The sequence below is a fragment of the Streptomyces sp. NPDC001220 genome (genome assembly GCF_053597895.1).
The window spans coordinates 251,890-275,567 of record NZ_JBSFJE010000006.1 but is presented as its reverse complement, the minus strand read 5'-3'; the positions used below and the strand labels follow the sequence as shown (position 1 = coordinate 275,567).

19 protein-coding genes are annotated in these 23,678 nt (G+C 70.5%); 11 read left to right on the top strand and 8 right to left on the bottom strand.

Annotated elements, in window-relative coordinates; all coding sequences use genetic code 11:
• The first annotated feature begins 49 nt into the window (after positions 1 to 49).
• The 4 genes from ACWDGI_RS17065 (at position 50) to ACWDGI_RS17050 (ending at position 3,939) form a co-directional block, all read left to right on the top strand.
• On the top strand, positions 50 to 580 hold the full coding sequence (locus tag ACWDGI_RS17065) for a pyridoxamine 5'-phosphate oxidase family protein (RefSeq protein WP_450759742.1): 531 nt from the start codon (positions 50 to 52) through the stop codon (positions 578 to 580).
• Between the two features lie 188 nt (positions 581 to 768).
• Positions 769 to 1,641, top strand: coding sequence for an alkaline phosphatase family protein (locus ACWDGI_RS17060; RefSeq protein WP_450760067.1), 873 nt, complete (start codon positions 769 to 771; stop codon positions 1,639 to 1,641).
• A 1-nt stretch (position 1,642) separates the two neighbouring features.
• A complete protein-coding gene (locus tag ACWDGI_RS17055) occupies positions 1,643 to 2,914 on the top strand; it encodes an MFS transporter (RefSeq protein WP_450759740.1) in 1,272 nt (423 codons plus the stop codon).
• Positions 2,915 to 2,919: 5 nt separating this feature from the next.
• The gene (locus ACWDGI_RS17050; RefSeq protein ID WP_450760065.1) at positions 2,920 to 3,939 is read left to right on the top strand and encodes a TolB family protein; all 1,020 of its coding nucleotides are present in this window, start codon (positions 2,920 to 2,922) and stop codon (positions 3,937 to 3,939) included.
• Positions 3,940 to 4,004: 65 nt separating this feature from the next.
• On the opposite strand, the gene ACWDGI_RS17045 is transcribed toward ACWDGI_RS17050, so the two are convergent.
• From ACWDGI_RS17045 to ACWDGI_RS17035, 3 genes are all read right to left on the bottom strand, one after another.
• Entirely contained in the window at positions 4,005 to 4,772 is a 768-nt protein-coding gene (locus ACWDGI_RS17045; protein ID WP_450759739.1) for a calcium-binding protein, read from the bottom strand.
• Positions 4,773 to 4,953: 181 nt separating this feature from the next.
• The gene (locus ACWDGI_RS17040; protein ID WP_450759737.1) at positions 4,954 to 6,315 is read right to left on the bottom strand and encodes a glutamine synthetase family protein; all 1,362 of its coding nucleotides are present in this window, start codon (positions 6,313 to 6,315) and stop codon (positions 4,954 to 4,956) included.
• A gap of 24 nt (positions 6,316 to 6,339) precedes the next feature.
• Positions 6,340 to 6,462, bottom strand: coding sequence for a hypothetical protein (locus ACWDGI_RS17035; RefSeq protein WP_450759735.1), 123 nt, complete (start codon positions 6,460 to 6,462; stop codon positions 6,340 to 6,342).
• Between the two features lie 362 nt (positions 6,463 to 6,824).
• On the opposite strand from ACWDGI_RS17035, the gene ACWDGI_RS17030 reads away from it, so the two are divergent.
• The 4 genes from ACWDGI_RS17030 (at position 6,825) to ACWDGI_RS17015 (ending at position 12,070) form a co-directional block, all read left to right on the top strand.
• Positions 6,825 to 7,487 carry a DUF3105 domain-containing protein gene (locus ACWDGI_RS17030; protein WP_450759733.1) on the top strand — a complete coding sequence of 221 codons (663 nt, stop codon included), beginning with the start codon at positions 6,825 to 6,827 and terminating at the stop codon, positions 7,485 to 7,487.
• The gene (locus ACWDGI_RS17025; RefSeq protein ID WP_450759731.1) at positions 7,487 to 8,113 is read left to right on the top strand and encodes a DUF305 domain-containing protein; all 627 of its coding nucleotides are present in this window, start codon (positions 7,487 to 7,489) and stop codon (positions 8,111 to 8,113) included. Before ACWDGI_RS17030 ends, ACWDGI_RS17025 begins: the two co-directional genes overlap by 1 nt.
• A 324-nt stretch (positions 8,114 to 8,437) precedes the next feature.
• Positions 8,438 to 10,351, top strand: coding sequence for a S53 family peptidase (locus ACWDGI_RS17020; RefSeq protein ID WP_450760063.1), 1,914 nt, complete (start codon positions 8,438 to 8,440; stop codon positions 10,349 to 10,351).
• Positions 10,352 to 10,795: 444 nt separating this feature from the next.
• Positions 10,796 to 12,070, top strand: coding sequence for a hypothetical protein (locus tag ACWDGI_RS17015; protein WP_450759730.1), 1,275 nt, complete (start codon positions 10,796 to 10,798; stop codon positions 12,068 to 12,070).
• Between the two features lie 105 nt (positions 12,071 to 12,175).
• Here ACWDGI_RS17015 and ACWDGI_RS17010 read toward each other — a convergent pair whose 3' ends face one another.
• From ACWDGI_RS17010 to ACWDGI_RS16995, 4 genes are all read right to left on the bottom strand, one after another.
• Positions 12,176 to 13,396: an MFS transporter gene (locus tag ACWDGI_RS17010; RefSeq protein WP_450759728.1), complete on the bottom strand. Its 1,221-nt coding sequence runs from the start codon at positions 13,394 to 13,396 to the stop codon at positions 12,176 to 12,178.
• Between the two features lie 157 nt (positions 13,397 to 13,553).
• The gene (locus tag ACWDGI_RS17005; protein ID WP_450759726.1) at positions 13,554 to 14,603 is read right to left on the bottom strand and encodes an endonuclease/exonuclease/phosphatase family protein; all 1,050 of its coding nucleotides are present in this window, start codon (positions 14,601 to 14,603) and stop codon (positions 13,554 to 13,556) included.
• Between the two features lie 218 nt (positions 14,604 to 14,821).
• Positions 14,822 to 15,481, bottom strand: coding sequence for a TetR/AcrR family transcriptional regulator (locus ACWDGI_RS17000; protein ID WP_450759724.1), 660 nt, complete (start codon positions 15,479 to 15,481; stop codon positions 14,822 to 14,824).
• 86 nt (positions 15,482 to 15,567) lie between these two features.
• Positions 15,568 to 17,166 (bottom strand): MFS transporter, encoded by a 1,599-nt coding sequence (locus ACWDGI_RS16995; protein WP_450759722.1) that lies wholly within the window; start codon positions 17,164 to 17,166, stop codon positions 15,568 to 15,570.
• Positions 17,167 to 17,358: 192 nt separating this feature from the next.
• Here ACWDGI_RS16995 and panB point away from each other — a divergent pair, with 192 nt between their 5' ends.
• The 3 genes from panB (at position 17,359) to ACWDGI_RS16980 (ending at position 20,359) form a co-directional block, all read left to right on the top strand.
• Complete coding sequence (panB, locus tag ACWDGI_RS16990) at positions 17,359 to 18,234, top strand: 3-methyl-2-oxobutanoate hydroxymethyltransferase (RefSeq protein ID WP_450759720.1); 876 nt, start codon at positions 17,359 to 17,361, stop codon at positions 18,232 to 18,234.
• A 287-nt stretch (positions 18,235 to 18,521) separates the two neighbouring features.
• Positions 18,522 to 19,529 (top strand): ATP-binding cassette domain-containing protein, encoded by a 1,008-nt coding sequence (locus ACWDGI_RS16985; protein ID WP_450759718.1) that lies wholly within the window; start codon positions 18,522 to 18,524, stop codon positions 19,527 to 19,529.
• Positions 19,526 to 20,359 (top strand): ABC transporter permease, encoded by an 834-nt coding sequence (locus tag ACWDGI_RS16980; protein WP_450759717.1) that lies wholly within the window; start codon positions 19,526 to 19,528, stop codon positions 20,357 to 20,359. The genes ACWDGI_RS16985 and ACWDGI_RS16980 overlap by 4 nt, the downstream gene beginning before the upstream one ends.
• 22 nt (positions 20,360 to 20,381) lie before the next feature.
• On the opposite strand, the gene ACWDGI_RS16975 is transcribed toward ACWDGI_RS16980, so the two are convergent.
• Positions 20,382 to 23,648, bottom strand: a complete 3,267-nt coding sequence (locus tag ACWDGI_RS16975; RefSeq protein WP_450759715.1) for a BTAD domain-containing putative transcriptional regulator — start codon at positions 23,646 to 23,648, stop codon at positions 20,382 to 20,384.
• Positions 23,649 to 23,678: the final 30 nt, after the last annotated feature.

The following is a 23,678-nucleotide window of genomic DNA, read 5'->3' as shown; positions in this document are numbered from 1 at the left end:
TCGTGGTCTGTACCGGGTGTGCACCGGCAGGAGAACCGAAGGAGGCATCATGCGCGAACCCGAGGGTGTGCTGGACGCCCGCTACAGCAGCCCCGGCACCCGGGCCCACGACTGGTCCGAGGCGGAGAAGCTGCTCACCGGCGCCGAGCTGTTCTGGCTCACCACGGTACGGCCGGACGGGCGGCCGCATGTCACTCCGCTGCTCGCGGTGTGGCACGACGGCGCCCTGCACTTCAGCACCGGCCCCGGCGAACGCAAGGCGCACAACCTCGCCGGGAACCCGCACGTCGTCCTGACCACGGGCACCAACAGCTGGGCCCAGGGGTACGACCTGACCGTCGAGGGCGCGGCGGTGCGGGTCACCGACGACGGCCGGCTGCGCGAGCTGGCGGCGGCCTGGACGGCGAAGTACGGCCCCGCCTGGCACTACGAGGTGGCCGACGGCCACTTCCAGCACGGACCCGGCCGGGCCCTGGTCTTCGCGGTGCGGCCCCACAAGGTCCTGGGCTTCGGCAAGGGCGAGCCGTTCAGCCAGACGAAGTGGACCTGGCAGGACCGGGCGGACCGGGCGGACCGGTGAGCAGCCTCCGGAGAAGGGGGCCCGACTGACCCACTGACAGGAGCAGTTCACCCGCTCTTCATCAGTCTGGCCGGGCGCGGTGGGACGGGGGGATTATTGGCGTGTGCATGCTCTGTCCGCACCGCCACCACCCCTTCGCCCCCACAGCACCGGAGGTTGATGTGTCCGGCAGTTCCGCACGTTCGGCGATGCTGCGCCGCGCCCGTACGACGGTGGCCTCCGCCACCGCCTTCACCGCGGCCGCGATCGGCCTGTGGACCGGGCTCGGCGGCACGTCCGCGCACGCCGCGAGTGCCGTACCGACCCCGGACCACGTGATCGTCGTGGTCTTCGAGAACCACGCCTACAGCCAGGTCATCGGCTCCTCCAGCGCCCCCTACATCAACTCGCTGGCGACCGGCGGCGCCAACCTGACCCAGATGTACGCCGAGACCCACCCGAGCCAGCCCAACTACTTCGCCCTGTTCTCCGGCGCCACCCAGGGCATCACCGACGACGGCTGCTACACCGCGGGCTTCTCCTCGGCGGCGAACCTGGCCTCCGAACAGCTCGCGGCCGGCCGCACCTGGGCCAGCTACAACGAGACCCTGCCCAGCCAGGGCTCGACCACGTGCAGCAGCGGCGACTACGCGCGCAAGCACAACCCGTGGTTCGGCTTCAGCAACGTACCGACGTCGACCGCGAAGACGTTCACCCAGTTCCCCACCGACTACACCACCCTGCCCCAGCTCTCCTTCGTGACCCCCAACCTGTGCAGCGACATGCACGACTGCTCGGTGTCCACCGGTGACACCTGGCTGAAGAACAAGCTCGGCGCCTACGCGACCTGGGCCAAGACCCACAACAGCCTCCTCGTCGTCACCATGGACGAGGACAACCGCCTGGCCGGCAACCGCATCCCGACAGTCCTGTACGGACAGCCGGTCAAGGCGGGGTCGACCTCCTCCACCACCTACAACCACTACGACCTGCTGCGCACCCTGGAGGACGGCCAGGGCCTGAGCGCGCACGCGGGCAACGCGGCCTCGGCCGACGACATCACCGGGATCTGGGCGTCCTGACGTGTATGTAGCGGACAGCCGCGCGAGCACTCCGGCGGCGTCCGCGGAAGGTACCGCCCGGCCGTCACCGGCCGGGCGGTACCGCACCGCGGTCGCTCCCACCGTCCTCGCCCTCGGCACGGTCAGCCTGATCACGGACGTCTCCTCCGAGATGGTGACAGCGGTCCTCCCGCTGTACCTGGTGGCGGGCCTGGGCCTGTCGCCGCTGGGCTTCGGCCTCCTGGACGGCGTCTACAACGGCTTCTCGGCGGTCGTACGCCTGGTCGGCGGCCACCTCGCCGACCGCGGCGGCGGCCGGCACAAGTGGGTGGCGGGCGCGGGCTACGCCCTGTCGGCCCTCTGCAAACCCCTGCTGCTGATCGCCCACACCCTCACCCCCATCGGCCTGGTCCTCGCGGCGGACCGCACCGGCAAGGGCCTGCGCACGGCTCCGCGCGACGCCCTGATCTCCCTCTCCAGCACCCCCGAGACCCGGGGCCGTGCCTTCGGCGTACACCGGGCGATGGACACGGCGGGCGCCCTGCTCGGCCCCCTGGCGGCGTTCCTGATCCTGCGGGCGACGGTGGACGGCTACGACGCGGTGTTCACGGTGAGCTTCTGCGTGGCGGTGGTCGGGGTACTGGTCCTGGTGCTGTTCGTCCCGGGTGGCGGACGCACCGGCCCGGCCCCCTCCGCCACCCGCCCCACCCTCCGCGCGGCGCTCGCCCTGCTCACCCACCGCGACCTGCGCCGGATCACCGTCTGCGCCCTGCTCCTGGGCCTGGCGACCGTCAGCGACTCCTTCGTCTACCTGCTGCTGCAACGCCGGCTCGGCGTCCCGGACCGCTGGTTCGCCCTTCTCCCCCTCGGTACGGCGGCCGCGTTCCTCCTGCTGGCCGTCCCCCTGGGCCGCCTGGCGGACCGCTGGGGCCGCTGGCGGGTCTTCCTGACCGGCCACGGAGCCCTGCTCCTGGCCTACGCCCTGCTGCTCACGTCCTGGCACGGCACAGCCCTGCCCTGTGCGGTGCTCGCCCTGCACGGCACGTTCTACGCGGCGACCGACGGAGTGCTGATGGCGGCCGCCTCGGACAGCGTGCCGGAGGCGCTGCGCTCGTCGGGCCTCGCGCTGGTCCAGACGGGCCAGGCGGGGGCACGTTTCGCCTGCTCACTGGCGTTCGGTGCGGCGTGGACGCTGTGGGGCGACCGTACGGCGCTGCTGCTGGCCACGGCCGCGCTGGCCGCCTGCGCCGGGTACGCCGTCTCCCTGCGCCCCTTCCGGAAGGCCGCCGCATGACCCCGCTGACCCTCCGCTCCCGCGTCCTGATCCTGCTCTCGGCGCTCGCGGTGCTGGCGGCCGTCGCCCTGGCCGCCGTCCTGCACGCGTCGGCACGGGCGGAGCGCCGCGACCAGACCCAGGCGGGCGGCCCGAAGGTCACCGCGGGGACGGTCGCCCTGACCACCCCCGGCCGCATGGTCTTCCGCAACATGGCGTGGGGCCCGCACCGGGACGAACTGACGACGGTCCCGGCGTCGGCCCCGTCCGCCCCGCGCACCGCGTCGGGCGTCAAGTGCCTGCGTTTCTACGCGGCCGCGGGCACCGGCGTCTGCCTCCAGGCCGTCCACGGCCCGGTCTCGGACACCTACCGCGCCCTGATCCTGGACGCGAGGCTGCACGCCACCGCCCGCTACGACGTCCCGGGCATCCCGTCCCGCGCCCGGGTCTCCCCCACCGGCCACTTCGCGGCCTGGACGGCGTTCGTGGGCGGTGACTCGTACGCGGGCACGAACTTCTCCACGCGTACGGCGATCGCCGACACCCGGACGGGCGCCCTGATCCCCTCCCTGGAGGCGTTCCGCGTCGTGAAGGACGGCCACGTCCACCACTCCGCGGACACCAACTTCTGGGGCGTGACGTTCGCGTCCGACGACCGCACCTTCTACGCCACACTCGCGACCAAGGGCTCGACCTACCTGGTCCGCGGGGACCTGCGCACCCGCACGGTCACGACGCTCCACCCGAACGTCGAATGCCCGTCCCTCTCCCCCGACGGCACCCGCATCGCCTACAAGAAGCGCGTCAAGGGCCTCCCGAAGGACGCGCCTTGGCACCTGTACGTCCTGAACCTGCGCACGATGCGCGAGACCCCCCTGGCGGAGCCCCGCAGCGTCGACGACCAGGCGGTCTGGCGCGACGACCACACCCTGGTCTACGCCCTCCCCGGCGACTACGGAGCCGACCTCTACCGACTCCCGGCGGACGGCACCGGCACCCCCCACCGCATCGCCACGGCGGCGGTGTCACCGGCGTACATGCCCTGACCCAGGCGGCACGGACCGGCTCCCGAGCGCCTGGGAGCCGGTCCGCCACGGGTGGCCCGAGCGGGTCACTCCAGGGCCACGCCGTCCCCGGTCGCGGTGGCCGCGCCGGTGGTGCCGGTACCGGCGAACTTCCAGCGCCAGGTGCCGGCCGAGTTCGCGGTGACGGTCGTCCTCAGCTTCCCGCCGCCGTCCGTGGTCACCGTCCTGACGGTGCTGTAAGTCGAGGAGCCGGCCTTCTTGAACTGGAGGGCGACGTGCTGGGCGCCGAAGCCGACGTAGGCGCCGGTGTTCCAGTCGGCGCGGGTCAGGGTCCCGGTCACGGTGAGCGAGTGCCCCTTGACCACGGGCTCGGGGCCCGCCTGGGTGGCGGTGAGCTTGGCATAGCGCGTGACCTTGACCGACTTGCTGGTGTCCAGCGTGTAGAAGTCGCCGTCCTTGGCCGCGACCTCGGCGTCGAGGTGCCAGGTGCCCGCGTCGGCGTTCTTGAGGTTCTCGTAGTCGGCGCCGTTCGGGTCCAGGACGTACTTCCAGACGCACTTCATAGTCGTCGACGAGGGCCTGGTGCAGGAGGCGCTCTCGGGAAAGGCGATGCGGCGGTCAGGGCTGACCAGCTTGCCGCCGTAGATGCCCTTGATACCGGAGTTGTCCTTGGCGGTCGCCGTGACCGTCAGGTTCTGCGCCGCGCTGACGCCGAGGTGGACGGCGGACCTACTGAAGGTCACCGACGTGAAGGCGGTGTCGCCCTTGTGGGCGTCCGCCTGCGCGGCGGGGGCGTACAGGGCAAGCACCGCCAGGGTGCCCGCGGTGGCGGCCGCGGCCGTACGGATGTGCATTTCTCTCCCACACGATCAGCCGGATCTTCGTCCGGGCGTGCAGAAGACACGCGAGGTCGGGTGTTGGTTGTACGGCGGCCACGCCCTGTTCACCACGCGTCCGCCCCGAACGCGAAAGGGCCGGCGATCCACGACCGCCGACCCTCGCACCGAGGCCCCGAGAACGCGCCCCGACCCGCCCCTACAGCACCGGCAGGTTCTTCCGCAGCTCGAAGGCGGTGACCTCGCTGCGGTACTCGTGCCATTCGGCGCGCTTGTTGCGGAGGAAGAAGTCGAAGACGTGTTCGCCGAGGGTCTCGGCGACCAGGTCGCTGCGTTCCATCAGGGTGAGGGCCTCGCCGAGGTTCTGCGGGAGGGGCTCGATGCCCATCGCGCGGCGCTCCGCGTCGGAGAGGGCCCAGACGTCGTCCTCGGCGCCCGGCGGGAGCTCGTAGCCCTCCTCGATGCCCTTGAGGCCGGCCGCCAGCAGGAGGGCGTAGGCCAGGTACGGGTTGGACCCGGAGTCGATGGAGCGGACCTCGACACGGGCCGAGCCCGTCTTGCCGGGCTTGTACATCGGGACCCGGACCAGCGCGCTGCGGTTGTTGTGGCCCCAGCAGATGTAGGAGGGAGCCTCACCGCCGGCGCCCGCGGTGCGCTCGGAGCCGCCCCAGATGCGCTTGTAGGAGTTCACCCACTGGTTGGTGACCGCCGAGATCTCCGCCGCGTGCTTCAGCAGGCCCGCGATGAAGGAGCGGCCGACCTTGGAGAGCTGGAATTCCGCGCCCGACTCGTAGAACGCGTTCCGGTCGCCCTCGAAGAGGGAGAGGTGGGTGTGCATACCCGAGCCGGGGTGCTCGGAGAACGGCTTCGGCATGAAGGTCGCGTGCACGCCCTGCTCCAGCGCCACCTGCTTCATGACCAGGCGGAACGTCATGATGTTGTCCGCCGTGGAGAGCGCGTCGGCGTAGCGGAGGTCGATCTCCTGCTGGCCCGGGGCGCCCTCGTGGTGGGAGAACTCGACCGAGATGCCCATCGACTCCAGCATGGTGATCGCCTGGCGGCGGAAGTCCATGCCGACGTTGGTGGGGGTGTGGTCGAAGTAGCCCGAGTTGTCGGCCGGGATCGGGCGGGAGCCGTCCAGCGGGCGGTCCTTCAGGAGGAAGAACTCGATCTCCGGGTGGGTGTAGAAGGTGAAGCCCAGGTCGGAGGTGCGGGCCAGGGCCCGCTTGAGGACGTAGCGCGGGTCCGCGAAGGACGGGGAGCCGTCCGGCATCAGGATGTCGCAGAACATGCGGGCGGTACCGGGGGTCTCCGCGCGCCACGGGAGGACCTGGAAGGTGGACGGGTCCGGCTTGGCGATCATGTCGGACTCGTAGACCCGGGCGAAGCCCTCGATCGCGGAGCCGTCGAAGCCGATGCCCTCGTCGAAGGCCTGTTCCAGCTCGGCCGGGGCCACGGCGACGGACTTGAGGAAGCCCAGCACGTCCGTGAACCACAGGCGTACGAACCGGATGTCCCGCTCCTCCAAGGTCCGGAGCACGAACTCCTGCTGCTTGTCCATCTTCCGCTTCCCCATCCTTGCTGGTCAGGCCGCCTGCTCCCGGTCCCACAGGAGGCGGTCGGGCACCTGAGCATCACACCACAACAGCATTTCATGCGCGTTGCGGACCATGATCGCCCCGGCGTCCTCGGCCTGAACGGCTCCCATACGGCAGGTGTACCGCCCTGGCGCCCATCTTGCCTGCTCGCACCGACATCCGTAATGGCCGATTCGATTCCGGCGCACGTCACACCAGGGCCATGCACATGAATACAGCAGGCCCGTGAACATGAATATCAGTTGCAAACCCCCCGGGCACTCGGCTCCCGACACCCCGCACCCGCTCCTGACACCCCGCACCCGACGCCGGCCACGCCCACCCGCGCCCCCACGTCCCGGTTATCGGTTTCCTGTCGAACCACCGGCATTTCCAGGTCTTTCCTGTGCCCTCCCTACGGCTGACCCCCTCTCCCGATTACGATCAGCTGGCCCACCTTTCACACCCCTTACCCCCCAGAAGGACACACCCCATGGGTTCCGCGAAGAAGAGCAGCAACGCCGAACGCAAGGCGCGCATAGAGCAGATGCGGCGCGCGGAGCAGGCGCGTGAGCGTCGCAACCGGATCCTCACGATCGCCGCGAGCGTGGTGGTCGTCGCCGGCCTCGTGGTCGGCGGTGTGGTGCTGGTGAAGAACCAGTCCGGTGACGACTCCACGGCGGCCGACGCGAAGACCTCAGGGCACTTCGTGACCGGCAAGGACGGGGTGAACACCTGGAAGGGCACGCTGGGCCGGACGCACGTGACGACGACCGTGCACTACCCGACCGAGCCTCCGGTGGGCGGCAACCACAACCCGGTCTGGCAGAACTGCAACGGCGACGTCTACACCAAGGCGCTCGACGACATGAACGCCGTGCACTCGCTGGAGCACGGCGCGGTCTGGGTGACGTACAACAGCAAGGCGAAGAAGGCCGACGTCGACGCGCTCGCGGCGAAGGTGAAGCAGACGCCGTACACGCTGATGAGCCCGGACGACAAGCAGAAGGACCCGATCATGTTGACGGCGTGGGCGCACCAGCGCACCGTGACCGGGGCCGCCGACCCGAACGTGGGCAAGTTCTTCGAGGAGTTCGTGCAGGGCAAGCAGACGCCCGAGCCGGGTGCCGCGTGCACGGGCGGTAAGGGCCAGTGATGCGGTCGGTGCTCATCGCGGGCTCCGCGGTGGCGGTGCTGGTGGCGGCCGGCGCGATCACCTACGCGGTCGCGGGCGAGGACGGCGACGGCGGTGGCGGTGCGGTCCCGAGCGCCGGCTCGGCGGACGCCGGGTTCGCGCGGGACATGGCGGTCCATCACCAGCAGGCCGTCGAGATGTCGTACATCGTGCGCGACCGGACGAAGAACGCCGACGTACGGCGGCTCGCCTACGACATCGCGCAGACGCAGGCCAACCAGCGCGGCATGCTGCTGGGCTGGCTGGACCTGTGGGGGCTGCCGAAGGTGTCGGCCGATCCGCCGATGACCTGGATGGGCATGGGCGACATGGCCTCCGGCAAGGACGGTTCGCTGATGCCGGGCATGGCGACCAACACCGAGCTGAAGAAGCTGGGGACGCTGAACGGCAAGCAGGCGGAGATCTTCTATCTGCAGCTGATGACGGACCACCACAAGGGCGGCATCCACATGGCCGAGGGGTGTGTGGCCAAGTGCACCGTCGGAGTGGAGAAGAGCCTCGCCCAGGGCATGGTGGACGCGCAGCAGTCGGAGTTGACGGCGATGGCGCAGATGCTGAAGGAGCGGGGCGCCGCGCCGCGCGACTGAACTGACGTACAAGGTGGGGGATTTGTCGACTTAACGGCACCGCAAGGGCTTACGAGCAATCGCAATCGATCCGTAACGTTTGGTACGGCCTCGAAATCCGGCCAAAGGCCCCTAAGCAACGCTCACTTGGGGTTTCCTTGGCCTTTTCATTCCCCTGGCATGAACAGTTCACCGCAAGAGTGACCCCCATCGTGTGATCCATTCACGGGCCGTTCCGCCGCTGGCCTCCTGATGATCACGCCTGACCGACCACTCCATGCGTCGAACCGCATAGCAGGGGGCAGTATGAGATCGAACCGTGCCAAGGTGCGGGCCAGCGTGAGCATGGCAGCGACACTGCCGATGATCGCCGGCGCGCTCGCACTCGGCATACCCGCGGCGCACGCCGCGGACAGCCCGGCCCGTGACACCCTGAAGGGCACCAAGCCCACCTGGGCCACGGCCAAGGCGGACAAGGGCGCCACCTCCAACAGCGCGCAGGTCAAGGCCCGCGTCTACCTGGCCGGCCGGAACGCGAGTGGCCTCGCGGCCTACGCGAAGGCCGTGTCCGACCCCAGCTCGCCGTACTACGGCAAGTACCTCAGCCCCAAGCAGGCGCAGGCCCGCTTCGGCGCCACCGCGGCCCAGGTGAAGGCCGTCAAGTCCTGGCTGACCGCCTCCGGCCTGAAGGTCACCGACGTCACCCAGCACTACATAGCCGTCTCCGGCGACGTGTCCGCCGTCGAGCAGGCCTTCGGCACCCAGCTGCACAACTACGCCAAGGGCTCGAAGACCTACCGCGCGCCGCAGAAGACCGCGTCGGTACCGGCGGCCGTGAGCAGCTCGATCCTGACCGTCACCGGCCTGGACAGCGCGCCGCACACGGCCACCCACGACGACACGCTGCCGCCCCCGGACGCCGTGTTCAAGAACTCCGGCCCGTTCTCGTCGTACTACGGCTCGAACACCGCGAGCACGCTGCCGTCGGCCTACGGATCGAAGATCCCGTACGCCGTCAAGGGCTACACCGGCAAGCAGCTGCGGGCCGCCTACGGCGCCGGCAAGTACACCGGCAAGAACGTGCGCGTCGCGATCACCGACGCGTACGCCTCGCCGACCATCGCCTTCGACGCCGGCACCTACGCCAAGAAGAACGGCGACGCGGCCTGGAAGACCAGCCAGCTGCACCAGGTGCTGCCGGGCAGTTACACCAAGACCGACGAGTGCAAGGCCGCTGGCTGGTACGGCGAGGAGACCCTGGACGTCGAGGCCGTACACGCGGTCGCGCCGGACGCCGACGTCACCTACGTGGGCGCCGCCTCCTGCTACGACGACGATCTGCTGGACTCGCTCAGCAAGGTGGTGGACAACCACCTCGCCGACATCGTCTCCAACTCCTGGGGCGACATCGAGGCCAACCAGACCCCGGACCTCGCGGCCGCCTACGACCAGGTGTTCCAGCTGGGCGCGGTGCAGGGCATCGGCTTCTACTTCTCCTCCGGTGACAACGGCGACGAGGTCGCCAACACGAACACGAAGCAGGTCGACACCCCGGCCAACTCCGCCTGGGTGACGGCGGTCGGCGGTACCTCGCTGGCCGTCGGCAAGGGCGACAAGTACCTGTGGGAGACCGGCTGGGGCACCGAGAAGGCGACCCTGTCGACCGACGGCAAGAGCTGGACGGACTTCCCGGGTGCGTTCACCTCCGGTGCGGGCGGCGGCACCAGCGCGACGGTCGCCGAGCCCTACTACCAGAAGGGCGTCGTCCCGAACTCGCTCGCCAAGGCCAACAGCGCCTCCGGCAACCGCGTGGTCCCGGACATCGCGGCGATCGCCGACCCGAACACCGGCTTCCTCGTCGGCCAGACGCAGACCCAGGCGGACGGCACCCAGGCGTACAGCGAGTACCGAATCGGCGGCACCTCGCTGGCCGCGCCGACCATCGCGGCGGTCCAGGCGCTCGCCCAGGAGGCGGCCGGCGGCAAGGCGATCGGCTTCGCCAACCCGTCGATCTACGCCAAGTACGGCAAGAAGGGCGTCTTCCACGACGTCACCGACAAGCCGACCGGCAAGGACCTCGCGGTCGCCCGCGTCGACTTCGCCAACGGCTACGACGCCACCGGCGGCCTGCTGTACTCGGTCCGCAGCCTCGGCAAGGACAGCTCCCTGTCCGCGGTGAAGGGCTACGACGACGTCACGGGCGTGGGCTCGCCGGCGGGCGGCTACGTGGAGTCGTACAAGGCGCACCACAAGCACTGATCCGCTGCACGGCTTGACCGAGGGGCGTGGGGCCTTCTCTCCGGAGAACCCCACGCCCCTTTGCGTTGCCCCGACTTGAGGGAGGCCCCGAGGGGGCCTGATCGAGTTGTCCGGCCATGTCTTCGTCCGCGGGCGGAAGACCTGGACGGTCGCCCCAGAGGCTGTCGCGGCCTGTTGTCCAGTCACCGAAATAGGGACTCTTGACGATTCCCCATGTGCCGCTGGTAAACACGGGTGACTTCTATCGGCTGGCTTTCTCGGTGTCGAAATCGTTCCGACCAGCGTTCTTGCGCCCACCTGACACCGGGAATCTTGCCGCGCGTCGTCAAAGTCGATGACGGGACACTTCGGGTAAAGACTCGATGAACATTTCCTTGTGAACAGGGAGCGCTTCAAGTGGACTGGAAACACTGGAACAAGTGGATACTCGTCGAACTTCCCCAATTGAATCGCGCTGTCCTGTCCGGAGCCGGGAGCCCGGAGGCCTCGATAGCGCAGCTTCGCTTCGAGTTCCTCGACACGCTGCCGCCCGCGGAGGTCCTCCCGGCCGCTGACGCGCGCCGAATGCTGGTGCTGCTGGACCTGGTCGGCGCGTCGGTGGCGCGGCATCGCCAGGAAGCGGACCTGTCACTCAAGCAACGACCGAGCGATTCATTCGACCGACTCCCCGTCGGGGCGACCGGGACACCCTTCCTCGGATACTTCGCCGAACTCGCCGCGGCCACCGGCACCGGGCACGCCGATCGCGACTGCTATGCCTCGCTGGTCCGTTGGAACGCTCCGACCACGCGGGTGGAACTCGACGGCCAGACCCTCGCGGTCCTGCCCGGCAGCTTTCCGGATCTGAACATCAGAACGTACACCGGGAATCCCGGCGAGTACGCCTTCTTCGAGTTGCTGAAGAAGTCCGAGGCCCTTGAGCTGGCCGTCAACGACACACTCGAACCCGTGGCCCTGGGGACGACGGACATCCGGTCCCCGGAGGCGGCAGGGCGAGCGCTGGCAGCGGCACGGCTCATGTCCTCGCTGATTCGGCTCAGCGAGGACTTCCTGTCCACTCCGCCGGGGAACGGCGGACTGGACACCGGGCATTTCCTGGATGTCTTCAGGCAGTTCTTGGCGCACTGGCGACCGGGAGACATACCGCCCAGCGGGGCACAGGACTCGGAATTCCTCCGCCGGGACCTGCTGCTGGGTATCGACTTCCCCGAATACGACCGGCATGTCCGGCGTATGTACCCGGCACTGCTCGACAGCGAACGGACCGAACTCGACAGGTGCGTCACTCGCCCCCCGTTGCCCGTCAGTCTCCTCGGCTCGCTGGGAATCAGCGCCCCCGCTCTCACCGCGGCCTCGCCCGCCGACCTCGCCCGCACCGCCGACGAGCATCCACAACTGGCCGCCTGGTATTTCCTGCTCGCGGCGAACGCCAAGTACAGCGCCGTGCACCTTCGGCTCACCGAGAAATACATGTTCAAGCCCCAGCGAATGCGCGACCGCTCGGGCGTGGGTGACCGCCCCCTCGTCTCGAACCGCATCGGCTCCACCGGAATGGGGGAATCCCTGCTCGTGCAGCTGACCCGGGCCCGCCGGAACCATGTACTGCGCCCTTTCGCGCGAGTACCCCGCCAAAAGCTCGCCGCCCTCTGCGGCATGGACCGCGCCCAGTTCGAGAGGGAGGACCTGCCGAAGGCTCACTTCGTCGCCTCGGCACGATGAGCCTGGCTGTCCACGGCGGGCGACGGCAGACCCGCTGCCTCGCCCACGGCGCGGCAGCGCCCCCGGCCGGAGACGTATCGGTGTCCGGCACGGGGGCGACGTCGGTCAGGAGCGCACCGGCTCCGTGGAGTCCGGGACATACGACGCGATCACCCATTCGCGGCCCGCCGACGGGACATCACGCCGCCGGTCCACCGCGAACGCCACGCCGGCCACCCCCAGGCCCAGGACCGTGAGGGCCGCGCCCGCCAGGGCCGGGGACGTGACGCCGAAGCCCGCTGCCAGGGCGATGCCGCCGAGCCAGGCGCCGCCCGCGTTCGCGAGGTTGAAGGCGGCCTGGTTGGCGGAGGAGGCGAGGGAGGGGCCCGCGGCGGCGCGTTCCATGACCATCAGCTGGAGGGGCGAGCCGGTGATGAAGGCGGCCACACCGAGCAGCGTCACCGCAAGGGCCGCGCTCCACTGCGCGTGCATCAGGACGGGGAAGAGGAACAGCACCGCGACCATGGAGGCCAGGCCGCCGAAGAGTGTGCCGCGCATCGCGTGGTCGGCGAGACGGCCGCCGATCAGGTTGCCGGCGGTGGCGCCGACGCCGAAGAGCGCCAGCAGCAGGGTCACGTCGGAGTCGGCGTACCCGGCGGAGTCCGTCAGCATCGGCGTGATGTAGCTGTACGCGGAGAAGAGGGCGCCGAAGCCGACGACGGTCGTGGCGAGGGCGAGCCAGACCGGGAGGGAGCGCAGGGCGGTCAGTTCGCCACGCAGGCCGGAGACCGGGGCCGGGGTGTCGGCGCCTCGGATCAGCAGCGCGACCGCGGCCATCGCGGCGACGCCGATCAGGCTCACGCCCAGGAAGGTGGCCCGCCAGCCCAGGTGCTGGCCCATGAGGGTGGCGACGGGGACGCCCGCGATGTTGGCGACCGTCAGGCCCATGAACATCAGGGAGACCGAGCGGGCCTTGCGCTCCGGTGCCACCAGGCTGGTGGCGACCACGGCGCCGACGCCGAAGAACGCGCCGTGCGGCAGGCCGCTCAGGAAGCGGGCGGCGAGCAACCAGCCGTACGTGGGGGCCAGGGCCGACAGCGCGTTGCCCGCCACGAACAGGGCCATCAGGGAGATCAGGACCGTGCGGCGGGGCATGCGCGCGGTCAGCGCGGCAAGGAGCGGGGCGCCGATGACGACGCCGAGCGCGTACGCCGAGACCAGGTGCCCGGCGGTGGGGATCGATATGTGCAGGTCGTCGGCGACGTCGGGCAGCAGGCCCATCATCACGAACTCGGTGGTGCCGAGACCAAAAGCGCCGACGGCCAGGGCGAGCAGGGCCAGGGGCATGGGAGGGCTTTGCCTTTCGGGAAGCGGGGTTCCGTACTGACGTGTTTAAGTTCAGTTACGGAACAAAGCGTCCCAGGCGAAGTATTCCGGCAGGTTACAGCCCGGCGTCCGATTGTCCTTACAAAGACAGCAGAGCTGGCCTGACCAGGAGCTTTCGCTAATCCGATGTGGTCAGGTTCACACGTGCCGCGACCGGGAGGTGGTCGCTGCCCGTCCTCGGCAGGGTCCAGGAGCTCTCCGGTTCCACGCCCTTGACCATGATCTGGTCGATCCGGGCCATCGGGAACGCGGCCGGCCAGCTGAACCCGAACCCGCTGCCCGCCGCGCCCTGCGTGGAGCGCAGCTGCGAGGTGACGCCGTTGAGGGAACGGTCGTTCATCGTGCCGTTGAGGTCACCGAGGAGGATCACCCGCGGCAGGCTCTCGTCGGCGATGGCCTCGCCCAGCGCGTCGGCGCTCGTGTCCCGCTGCCGGGCGGTGAACCCGGCGTTCATCTTCACCCGCACCGAGGGGAGATGGGCGACGTAGACCGCGAGGGCCCCCTCCGGCGTGGCCACCGTGGCACGCATCGCACGCGTCCAGCCGAGCTTGATGTCGACGGCCTTCACGCCGGTCAGCGGGTACTTGCTCCACAGCCCCACGGTGCCCTCGACCGCGTGGTACTTGTACGTCGACGCCAGCGCCTTCTCGTACGCCGGTACGGCCGACGCCTTCAGCTCCTCCAGGGCCACCACGTCGGCACCGGACGTGGCGAGCCGGTCGGCGGTGCCGGTCGGGTCGGGGTTCTCGGCGTTCACGTTGTGCGTGGCGACCGTGAAGTCGCCGCCGGTACCGGACTTGTCGGTGAGCAGCCCGCCGAACAGGTTCAGCCAGACGATCGCCGGGAGAAGGACGGCGATGAGCGCGGTCGCCGACTTGCGCAGGACGCCGAGCAGCACCAGCACCGGGATCAGCAGGCCCAGCCAGGGCAGGAACGTCTCGGTGAGACTGCCGAGGTTGCCGATGGTGTTGGGGATACGGGAGTGCATCAGCATCACGCCGGCCAGCAGCAGGGCGATGACGGCGAGGACGAGGCCCCGGCGCCAGATGCGTGGGTCGTCGCGCCAGCCGGTCAGCAGGCGGTTCACCAGGCGCCGGAACCGGTCTCCCCGACGCTCGGGCCCCGAGCCGCCGTTGTCCGTCTCCGTCATGTACGCCTGCTGCGCCATACCGCCTGCCTCACAACCTGCCGTGCACACCGTCGTCCCCCGGGATACGACCCTAGGGGATGATCGGCTCCGATCCCGCCGTCACATGACGGCCGTACGGAAGACGAGGACGAACAAGTCGGCCGGAGGGGTTCCGGTTACCGCCCGGTCGGGGTGGACTGTGACAAAACGAGCACATTCCACCGAGCACATTCCACCGACGGCAACAGCAACAGCACTTACGGCTCCGGCTCCGGCTCCGGCTCCGGCTCCGGCTCCGAGGAGCTGACGGGCTGTAGGCCGGCCAGTACCGAGTCGACGATGTGTTCGGCCAGGCCCTCGGGGAGCTCCGCGTCCGGGCGCAGGATCGCCCTGAGCAGCATCGGGCCGGTGAACATGTCGTTGGCCAGGTCGATGTCGATGTCGGCGCGGAGTTCGCCGTTGCGCTGGCCGCGGCGCAGTACTTCCTTGCCGAGTTCGCGCCGCGGGTTGACGACGTTGACGTGGTAGGCGTTCCAGATGCGGGGGCTGCTCTTCATCTGGGCGTACACGTTGTGCAGGATCGCCGACGAACGGTTCATCAGCCCGCGTCGGCGCAGCGATTCGAGCAGGACGACGAGGTCGTCGCGCATGGAGGTGCCGGGGAGTTCGGGGTCGGGGGGCTCGGCGGCGCGCATGACGTCGACGAAGAGCTCCTCCTTGCCGTTCCAGCGGCGGTAGATGGTGGCCTTGCCGACGCCGGCGGTCCGGGCGATCCGCTCGATGGACAGTTCGGCGAGCGGGACACCGTCCTCGAGGAGCTTCATCACCCCTTCCAGGATGGCGCTCTCCACCGCCTCGCTGCGGGGACGGCCCCGGGCCGGACCCACGGACCGCGGCCGACTGTCGGCAAGCCTCACGTCATACCGTCCTCTCACTGGCTGCGGGAATTCTCCCGCAGCCCAAGCCTCCCCCCGTGGATCCGCGTCTTACCGTGTGTGCCCGCTCACTCCGCGGCGGCGACCAACTCCTGCTCCCGTTCGCCCTGCTGACCGGCCGGCGGCTTGCCCGGCAGGAAGAGGGCGGTGACCACGGCACCGAGCAGCGCGACGCCCACACCGCACAGGGCGGTCATGTGCATGGCGTGCAGGAAGGCGTCGTTGGCGGGCGTGACCAGGGCCTTGCCCTGCGCCCCGAGCTTCTGGGCGACACCCAGCGTGGCCTCGATGGACTCGCCGGCGGTCCCGCGCAGCCCGGGCGGCAGCGCGCCGAGCTTGCCCTCGATGCCGTTGCGGTACGACGTCGACAGCACCGAGCCGAGGACGGCGATACCGAGAGCGCCGCCGACCTGGCGGAAGGTGTTGCTGAGCGCGGAGGCGGAACCGGCCTTCTCCCGGGGCAGGGCCTGCATGATGACGACCGAGGTCGGCGTCATGATGTGCGCCATGCCGGTGCCCATCAGGAAGAAGACGACTTCCAGGAGCCAGATCGGGGTGTCGGCCTCGAAGGTGGCGAACATGCCCAGCATCGCCGCGATCAGCACCAGGCCCGCGGTGGTGGTGGCCTTGTTGCCGATCCGGTCCACGACCAGCCGGGCCCGCGGCGCGAAGATCAGCTGGGCGACGGCCAGCGGGAGCAGCAGCAGACCGGACTGCAGCGGCGAGTAGCCGCGCACGCTCTGGGTGTAGAAGACGGAGAAGAAGGTCACGCCCATCAGCGCGAAGAAGACCAGCGCGATGGCGGCCATGGCGGACGAGAAGACCTTGTTCTTGAAGTAGGTGACGTCCAGGGACGGGTGGTCGCTGCGCATCTCGTAGATCACGAAGCCGGCGAGCACCACCACGCCGGCGATGATGGTCGCGAGCACCTTGGCGTCGGTGAAGTCGGCGAGTTCGCCGCCCTTGATGATGCCGTAGACCAGCAGGACCAGGCCGACGACGGAGAGCACCACGCCGACGGGGTCGAGGCGGCCCGGGCGCGGGTCGCGGGAGTCGGGCACCAGCCACACCATCAGCGCGAGCGCGACGATCACGATCGGCACGTTGACGAGGAAGACCGAGCCCCACCAGAAGTGGTCGAGCAGCACACCGCCGGTGATCGGGCCGATCGCGATGGCGAGGCCGACGCCGCCGGCCCAGATGCCGATGGCCTTGGGCTGTTCCTGACGCTCGAAGACGTTCATCAGGACGGCGAGGGTGGCGGGCATCACGAAGGCGGCACCGAGGGCCATCAGGGCGCGGTAGGCGATCAGCTGGCCCGGGGAGCCGGACTCGGCGGCCAGGGCGGAGCCGACGCCGAACACGACGAGGCCGCCGATCAGCACCTTCTTGCGGCCGAGCCGGTCGCCGATGAGGCCGGCGGTGAACAGCAGGCCCGCGAAGACCAGGGTGTAGGCGTTGATCGCCCACTCCAGCTGGCTCTGGGTGGCGCCCAGGCCGGTCGGGGCGGGGGTGGAGATGGTCTTGATGGCGACGTTCAGGATCGAGTTGTCGAGCACCACGATCAGCAGGCTCAGCATGAGCACGCCGAGGATCGCCCAGCGGCGCCGGTGCACCTCCTCGGGTATGCGCGGGCCGGTTGGAGCGTGGTCGGCAGGAGTTGTCATGACGAGGAGCCTAGGGCCATTTCAATACGGCACCGTCTCGTATCTGAATTCCTTTACCGAGGCCTTACGCAAGAGGGGTGACCGATGGATCACACGACGGTCCTCTGGCCGAGGACGGCACGAAGTGCCACCATGGAAGCGATCCGGGGACACCGTCAGGGTGCCTCGAGATGAATTGAAGGAGCCGTTGCCATGACGCAGCTCTCGGCTGCCCAGCCTGCGCAGAACAACCCCTCCGACGGCAGCAGGACGCTGTACGGGGGAAAGGGCACCCGCCGCATCACGGTCCGCGACATCGCCCTCGCCAAGGAACGCGGCGAGAAGTGGCCCATGCTCACCGCGTACGACGCGATGACCGCGTCCGTCTTCGACGAGTCCGGGATCCCGGTGCTCCTGGTCGGCGACTCGGCGGGCAACTGCCACCTCGGGTACGAGTCGACGGTGCCCGTCACCCTGGACGAGATGACGATGCTGTCGGCGGCCGTGGTCCGCGGCACCCAGCGTGCCCTCATCGTCGGTGACCTCCCCTTCGGCTCCTACCAGGAGGGCCCGGTGCAGGCGCTGCGCTCGGCGACCCGGCTGGTGAAGGAGGCCGGTGTCGGCGCGGTCAAGCTGGAGGGCGGCGAGCGCTCGCACGAACAGATCCGGCTGCTCGTCGAGTCCGGCATCCCGGTGATGGCGCACATCGGCCTGACCCCGCAGTCCGTGAACGCGATGGGCTACCGCGTACAGGGCCGCGGCGAGGAGGCGGCCCAGCAGCTGCTGCGTGACGCCAAGTCGGTCCAGGACGCGGGCGCGTTCGCGGTCGTACTCGAACTGGTCCCGGCGGAGCTGGCGGCCGAGGTGACCCGGGTGCTGCACATCCCGACGGTCGGCATCGGCGCCGGTCCCGAGACCGACGCACAGGTGCTGGTCTGGACGGACATGCTGGGCCTGACCTCGGGCCGGGTGCCGAAGTTCGTGAAGAAGTACGCGGACCTGCGCGAGGTCATGGGCACCGCGGCCCGCGCCTACGCCGAGGACGTCGTCGGCGGAACGTTCCCGCTGGAGGAGCACTCCGTCCACTAGAGCCACTGCGGAAACACCACGGCCGGCCCGCCGATCTTCCCCCGTCGGCGGGCCGGCCGGCCTTTGCGCCTGAAACGGCGCCGCTCTCGCGGAGGTGGTACTCGCCGTAGGGGTTGCTCAATCGATGGTTGCGGTGGTCAGGGGGTTCGTGGTTACGGCGGTCGTCCCGGCGGCCGGTGTGCCGCCCCTGCAGGCGGGCCGCCGGTTCGGCGGGCTGTCGGCGGGACGTACGCCGGTGTCGGCGGCCTGTCGGCGGTTTGTCGGTGGGGCCTGGCACGGTTCTTCCCATGACGCGAATCGACAACACCGCCGTGACCGTACGGGGGCTGGTGAAGCACTACGGCGACACCAAGGCTCTCGACGGAGTTGATCTGGACGTCCGCGAGGGCACCGTGATGGGTGTCCTCGGGCCGAACGGGGCCGGCAAGACGACCATCGTCCGGATCCTGTCCACACTGCTGAAGCCCGACGCCGGGCAGGCGACCGTCGCCGGCTACGACGTCCTGCGCCAGCCCCGCCAGCTGCGCCGGGTGATCGGACTGACCGGGCAGTACGCCTCGGTCGACGAGAAGCTGCCGGGCTGGGAGAACCTCTACATGATCGGGCGGCTGCTCGACCTGTCCCGCAAGGACGCCCGGGCCCGGGCCGACCAGCTGCTGGAGCGGTTCTCGCTGACCGACGCCGCCAAGCGCCCGGCCGGCACCTACTCCGGCGGCATGCGCCGGCGGCTGGACCTCGCCGCCTCGATGATCGGGCACCCCCAGGTGCTGTTCCTCGACGAGCCGACCACCGGTCTCGACCCGCGCACCCGCAACGAGGTGTGGGACGAGGTCAAGGCGATGGTCGACGAGGGCGTGACCGTGCTGCTGACCACCCAGTACATGGAGGAGGCCGAGCAGCTCGCCTCCGAGCTGACCGTCGTGGACCGCGGGAAGGTCATCGCCGGCGGCAAGGTGGAGGAGCTGAAGGCCAAGGTCGGCGGGCGGACGCTGCGCGTGCAGCCGGTCGACCCGCTGCAGGTACGGCCGCTCGCCACCATGATCGACGAGCTGGGGATCACCGGGCTCGCCAGTACGACCGTGGACGCCGAGCGGGGCACCCTGCTGGTGCCCATCCTCAGCGACGAGCAGCTGACCGCCGTGGTCGGCGCCGTCACCGCCCGCGGGATCACCATCAGCTCCATCGTCACCGAACTGCCCAGCCTGGACGAGGTCTTCCTGTCCCTCACCGGCCACCGCGCCAGTGCCCCGCAGGACCCCACCCCCGCTGACGACCGCGAGGAGGTCGCCGTATGAGCGCCGTCACCACCACCCCGGCCGTCACCACCGCCCCGGGCGCCGACGACGCCCGGATCCCGCTGCGCGGGCATCTGCGGCACACCGGCGCCCTGATCCGCCGCAACCTGCTGTGGATCCGGCAGGACCCCGAGTCCATGTTCGACGCCCTGTTGATGCCGGTCGTCTTCACGCTGCTGTTCGTGTACGTCTTCGGCGGCTCGATCGGGCAGGCCCTCGGCGGCGGCCAGGACGGCTACGTCCAGTACGTCATCCCGGGCATGATCGCGATGATGAGCATGACGCTCTCGCAGGGCGTCGGCACCGGGTTCAGCCAGGACTTCAACTCCGGTGTGATGGACCGGTTCCGGTCGCTGCCGATCGGGCGCGGCTCGGTGCTGTTCGCGAAGATCTCCGTCGAGCTGGTGCGGATGCTGTTCGCGACCGCCGTACTGATGGTCGTCGCCGTGCTGGTCGGGTTCCACATCACCCACTGGGCCGGACTGTTCGCCGCCGTGGGCCTGTCCGCGGTGTTCGCCTCCTCGATCATGTGGGTGTTCCTCACCCTCGGCGTGATCCTGAAGAGCGCGCAGTCCGTCCAGGCGATGGGGTTCCTGGTGCTGTTCCCGCTGCAGTTCGGCTCGTCGATCTTCGCGCCGACGCGGTCGATGCCGGGCTGGCTGCAGGCCTTCACCGACTACAACCCGCTGTCCACGCTCGCCGACGCGGCCCGCGGACTGATGATCGGCGGCCCGGTCGCCCACGACCTGTGGATCACGCTGGCCTGGTCGGTGGGGATCACGGCGGTGGCGGCACCGTACGCGATCTACAAGTTCCGTACCAAGAGCTGACGTTCGGTGACCCGGTCCCGGGTCAGAGCAGGGCGGTGGCCTCCGCGAGGGAGAGGCCACCGCCCTCGGCGTACGCGGCCTCGTAGGCGGTGTCGTCGTCGAGTGCGGCGCGGACCTGGGCCTCGGCGCGGGCGTGCAGCCTGCGTTCCATGCCGGAGGAGACATGCCCGGCCGGCTGCAGGGCGTCGGCGGCGCCCAGACAGCGGGCGGCGTCCTGGGCGCGGGCGCCGTCGTCCATGCCGGCCAGGGCGAAGGCGGCGACGGTCAGGCTGGAGGAGCCGGAGTGCGGGGTGATGGTCTGGGCCAGCGGGTCGTCGGAGTGCGCTATCGCCTCGCGCAGCTTGGCCAGGGCGTCCGGGTGGTGGCCGTCGAGGGCGTCCACCCAGGCCTCCTGGATGAGGATCATGGCGTCGAAGACGACGAAGTGCGAGATCTTGAACTGGGCCCGCAACAACCGGAGTTGTTCGCGGGCCTCGGCGATCCGGTCGGTCAGCAGCAGCCACACGGTGAGGAAGAGCCGGGCGGCGGGCATCGCCTCGTTGTGACTGCTGTCGTGGTCGGCGATCACCTCGCGCAGCAGCCGTTCACCGCGCTCGATCTCACCCAGTTCGAGCAGCGCCATGCCGAGACGGGCGTTGAGCACGGCGACCTGGGTGCGCGCGCCGAGCCGTTCGGCGCACTCGATGGCGGCCTCGTAGTCGTCGGCTGCCTCCCGGTACTCCCCCATGCGTTCCCGGGACTCGGCGCGCGCGGAGAAGGCCTCGGCGGTCCCCCAGTCGTCCCCGAGGCCCCGGAAGATCTTCAGGGCCTCGTCGGCGTCGCGGGTGGCGGCACCGGCCGAGGTGGCGAAGTTGGCGAAGACGTTGGCGCGCAGCTGGAGGGCGCCGGCGAGTTCCCACTCGTAGCCGGGCGTACGACGGGAGGTCTCGACGCCGGCGTCGACGATGGTGCGCAGCTGCTCCAGGCCGCCGGTCAGCATCACGGCGAAGAACCAGAACATGCCCGGGGCCCGGCAGGTCTGCGGCTGGCCGGGCTCGTAGGCCTGGACGACGGCGCGCATCTTGGCCTGCGCGGCCGGGGTCTGCCAGACATCCAACTCGGTGTCCATGCAGGCCAGATGAGCCAGATGGACGCCACGCCGGGCCTCGACGAGGACTTCCCCGGTGTACGGCGGCGGGGTGTCGTGCACGCGCTGCCAGACCGGTTCCGCGCGGCGGACCGGCTCGGCGAAGGGGTCCGGGCCGAGGGCCATGATGTCGGCGCACCAGGTGCGGGTCTCGACCCGCTTGTCACGCAACTGCCAGTACCAGACCAGGGAGTGGGCCAGGCACAGCGCCTCCTGCTCGTCCCCGGTGGCGATGGCGTGGCGGATGGCGGTGCGCAGGTTCTCGTACTCCAGCTCCAGCCGGGCCACGGCGGCCCGCTGACCGGAGCCGCGCAGCAACGGGTCGGTGGTGCGGGCGAGTTCGCGGTAGTACGTCAGGTGCGCGCGCTCGGCGTCGGCGCGATCGCCGCTCTCGTCGAGGCGGGCCCCGGCGTACTCGGCGACGGTCTCCAGGAGCCGGTAGCGCATCCCCTGCCCGTCCGAAGGGGCGGCGACGACCAGGGACTTGTCGACCAGGGAGGCGAGCGCGTCGAGGGCGGCGAGGCCGCAGACCGCCTCGGCGGCGGCCAGGTCGCAGCCGCCCGCGAAGACGGAGAGCCGGCCGAGGACGTCCCGTTCGCCGGCGTCGAGCAGGTCCCAGGACCAGTCGACGACCGCGCGCAGGGTCTGCTGGCGGGGCAGCACGGTACGGCTGCCGGAGGTGAGGAGGCGGAAGCGGTCGTCGAGCCGGTCGGCGATCTGGCGGGGCGTGAGCATCCGCAGCCGGGCGGCGGCCAGCTCGATGGCGAGGGGCAGACCGTCCAGGCGGCGGCAGATCTCGGCGCAGGCCGCCGCGGTCTCCTCGTCGGCGTCGACCGTGAAGCCGGGCCGGGCCGCGCCGCCCCGGTCGGCGAGCAGCCGCAGCGCCACCGGATCGGGCAGCGGCTCCACCGGGCGCAGCAACTCCCCCGGGACTCCGAGGGGTTCACGGCTGGTGGCCAGGATCGTCAGGTCCGGGCAGCGCTCGAGGAGCCGGGCCGCCAGATCGGCCGCCGCGTCGACGACGTGCTCGCAGTTGTCGAGGACGATCAGCATCCGGCGCCGGGAACAGTGGTCGACGAGCCGCTCGACCGGGTCGTCGTGCCGGTCGGCGGCGGCCCGCATGCCCTCGGCGCCGGCGCCGTAGAGCACGGTCTCGCGGGCGCCGAGCGCGCTGAGCACCGCCTCGGGGACGTCGGCCGGGTCGTCGACGGGGGCCAGCTCGGCCAGCCACACCCCGTCCCGGGCGGCGTGCCGCACGGTCTCGGCGGCCTCCTGGGACAGCCGGGTCTTGCCGGCCCCGCCGGGCCCGAGCAGGGTGACCAGGCGGGCGGCGGCGAGGTCGCCCCGGATGGCCTCCAGGTCGCTCTCGCGGCCGACGAAGGAGGTCAGCCGGGCGCGCAGGTTGCCGGGCCGGGACGGCTCCTCACGCGCCGGTGCCGGGTCGAGCAACTCGAGGTGCAGGGCGCGCAGTTCGGGCCCGGGGTCGGAGCCGAGGCGGTCGGCGAGCAGGTGTCGTACGTCGTCGTAGGCGGCCAGCGCCTCGGCGGTGCGGCCGCAGCTGTGCAGGGCGCGCAGCCGCAGCGTCTGAAGGGGTTCGTCCAGGGGGTGGGCGTCGCACAGGGCGGTCAGCTCGGGCAGGGCCTGTTCGGCGTGGCCGAGGGCGAGCGCGGCGGTGTGGCGGGCGCGCAGCGCGTCCACGCGGCGGACGTCGACGCGGGCCGCCTCGGCGGTGCGGTCGGGCAGGTCGGCCAGGGCCGGGCCGTGCCACAGGGCGAGGGCGTCGTCGAGGACGGTCGCCGACTTGGCGGGGTCGCCGTCGGCGAGCGCGCGCAGGGCTTCGCCGGTGAGCCGCTCGAAGCGGTGCAGGTCGACGTCGTCGGGGGCGGCCGCGAGCCGGTAGCCGCCGTCGGTGGACTCGATCGCGTCCGCGCCGAGCGCCCGGCGCAGCCGGCCGACCAGGGCCTGGAGCGCGCCGGCCGCGTCGACGGGTGGTTCGTCGCCCCACACCTCGTCGACGAGCAGCCCGGCCGGCACCCCGCGCCCGGCCCGCAGCGCGAGCACGGTCAGCAGGGCCCGCAGCCGAGAACCGCCCACGGGGACGGCCGTGCCGTCGGGGCGGAGTACCTGGGTGGTGCCGAGGATCGCGTAGCGCACGGGGTCCATTGTCCCTGGGGGTGTCAGGAGCGGTCACGG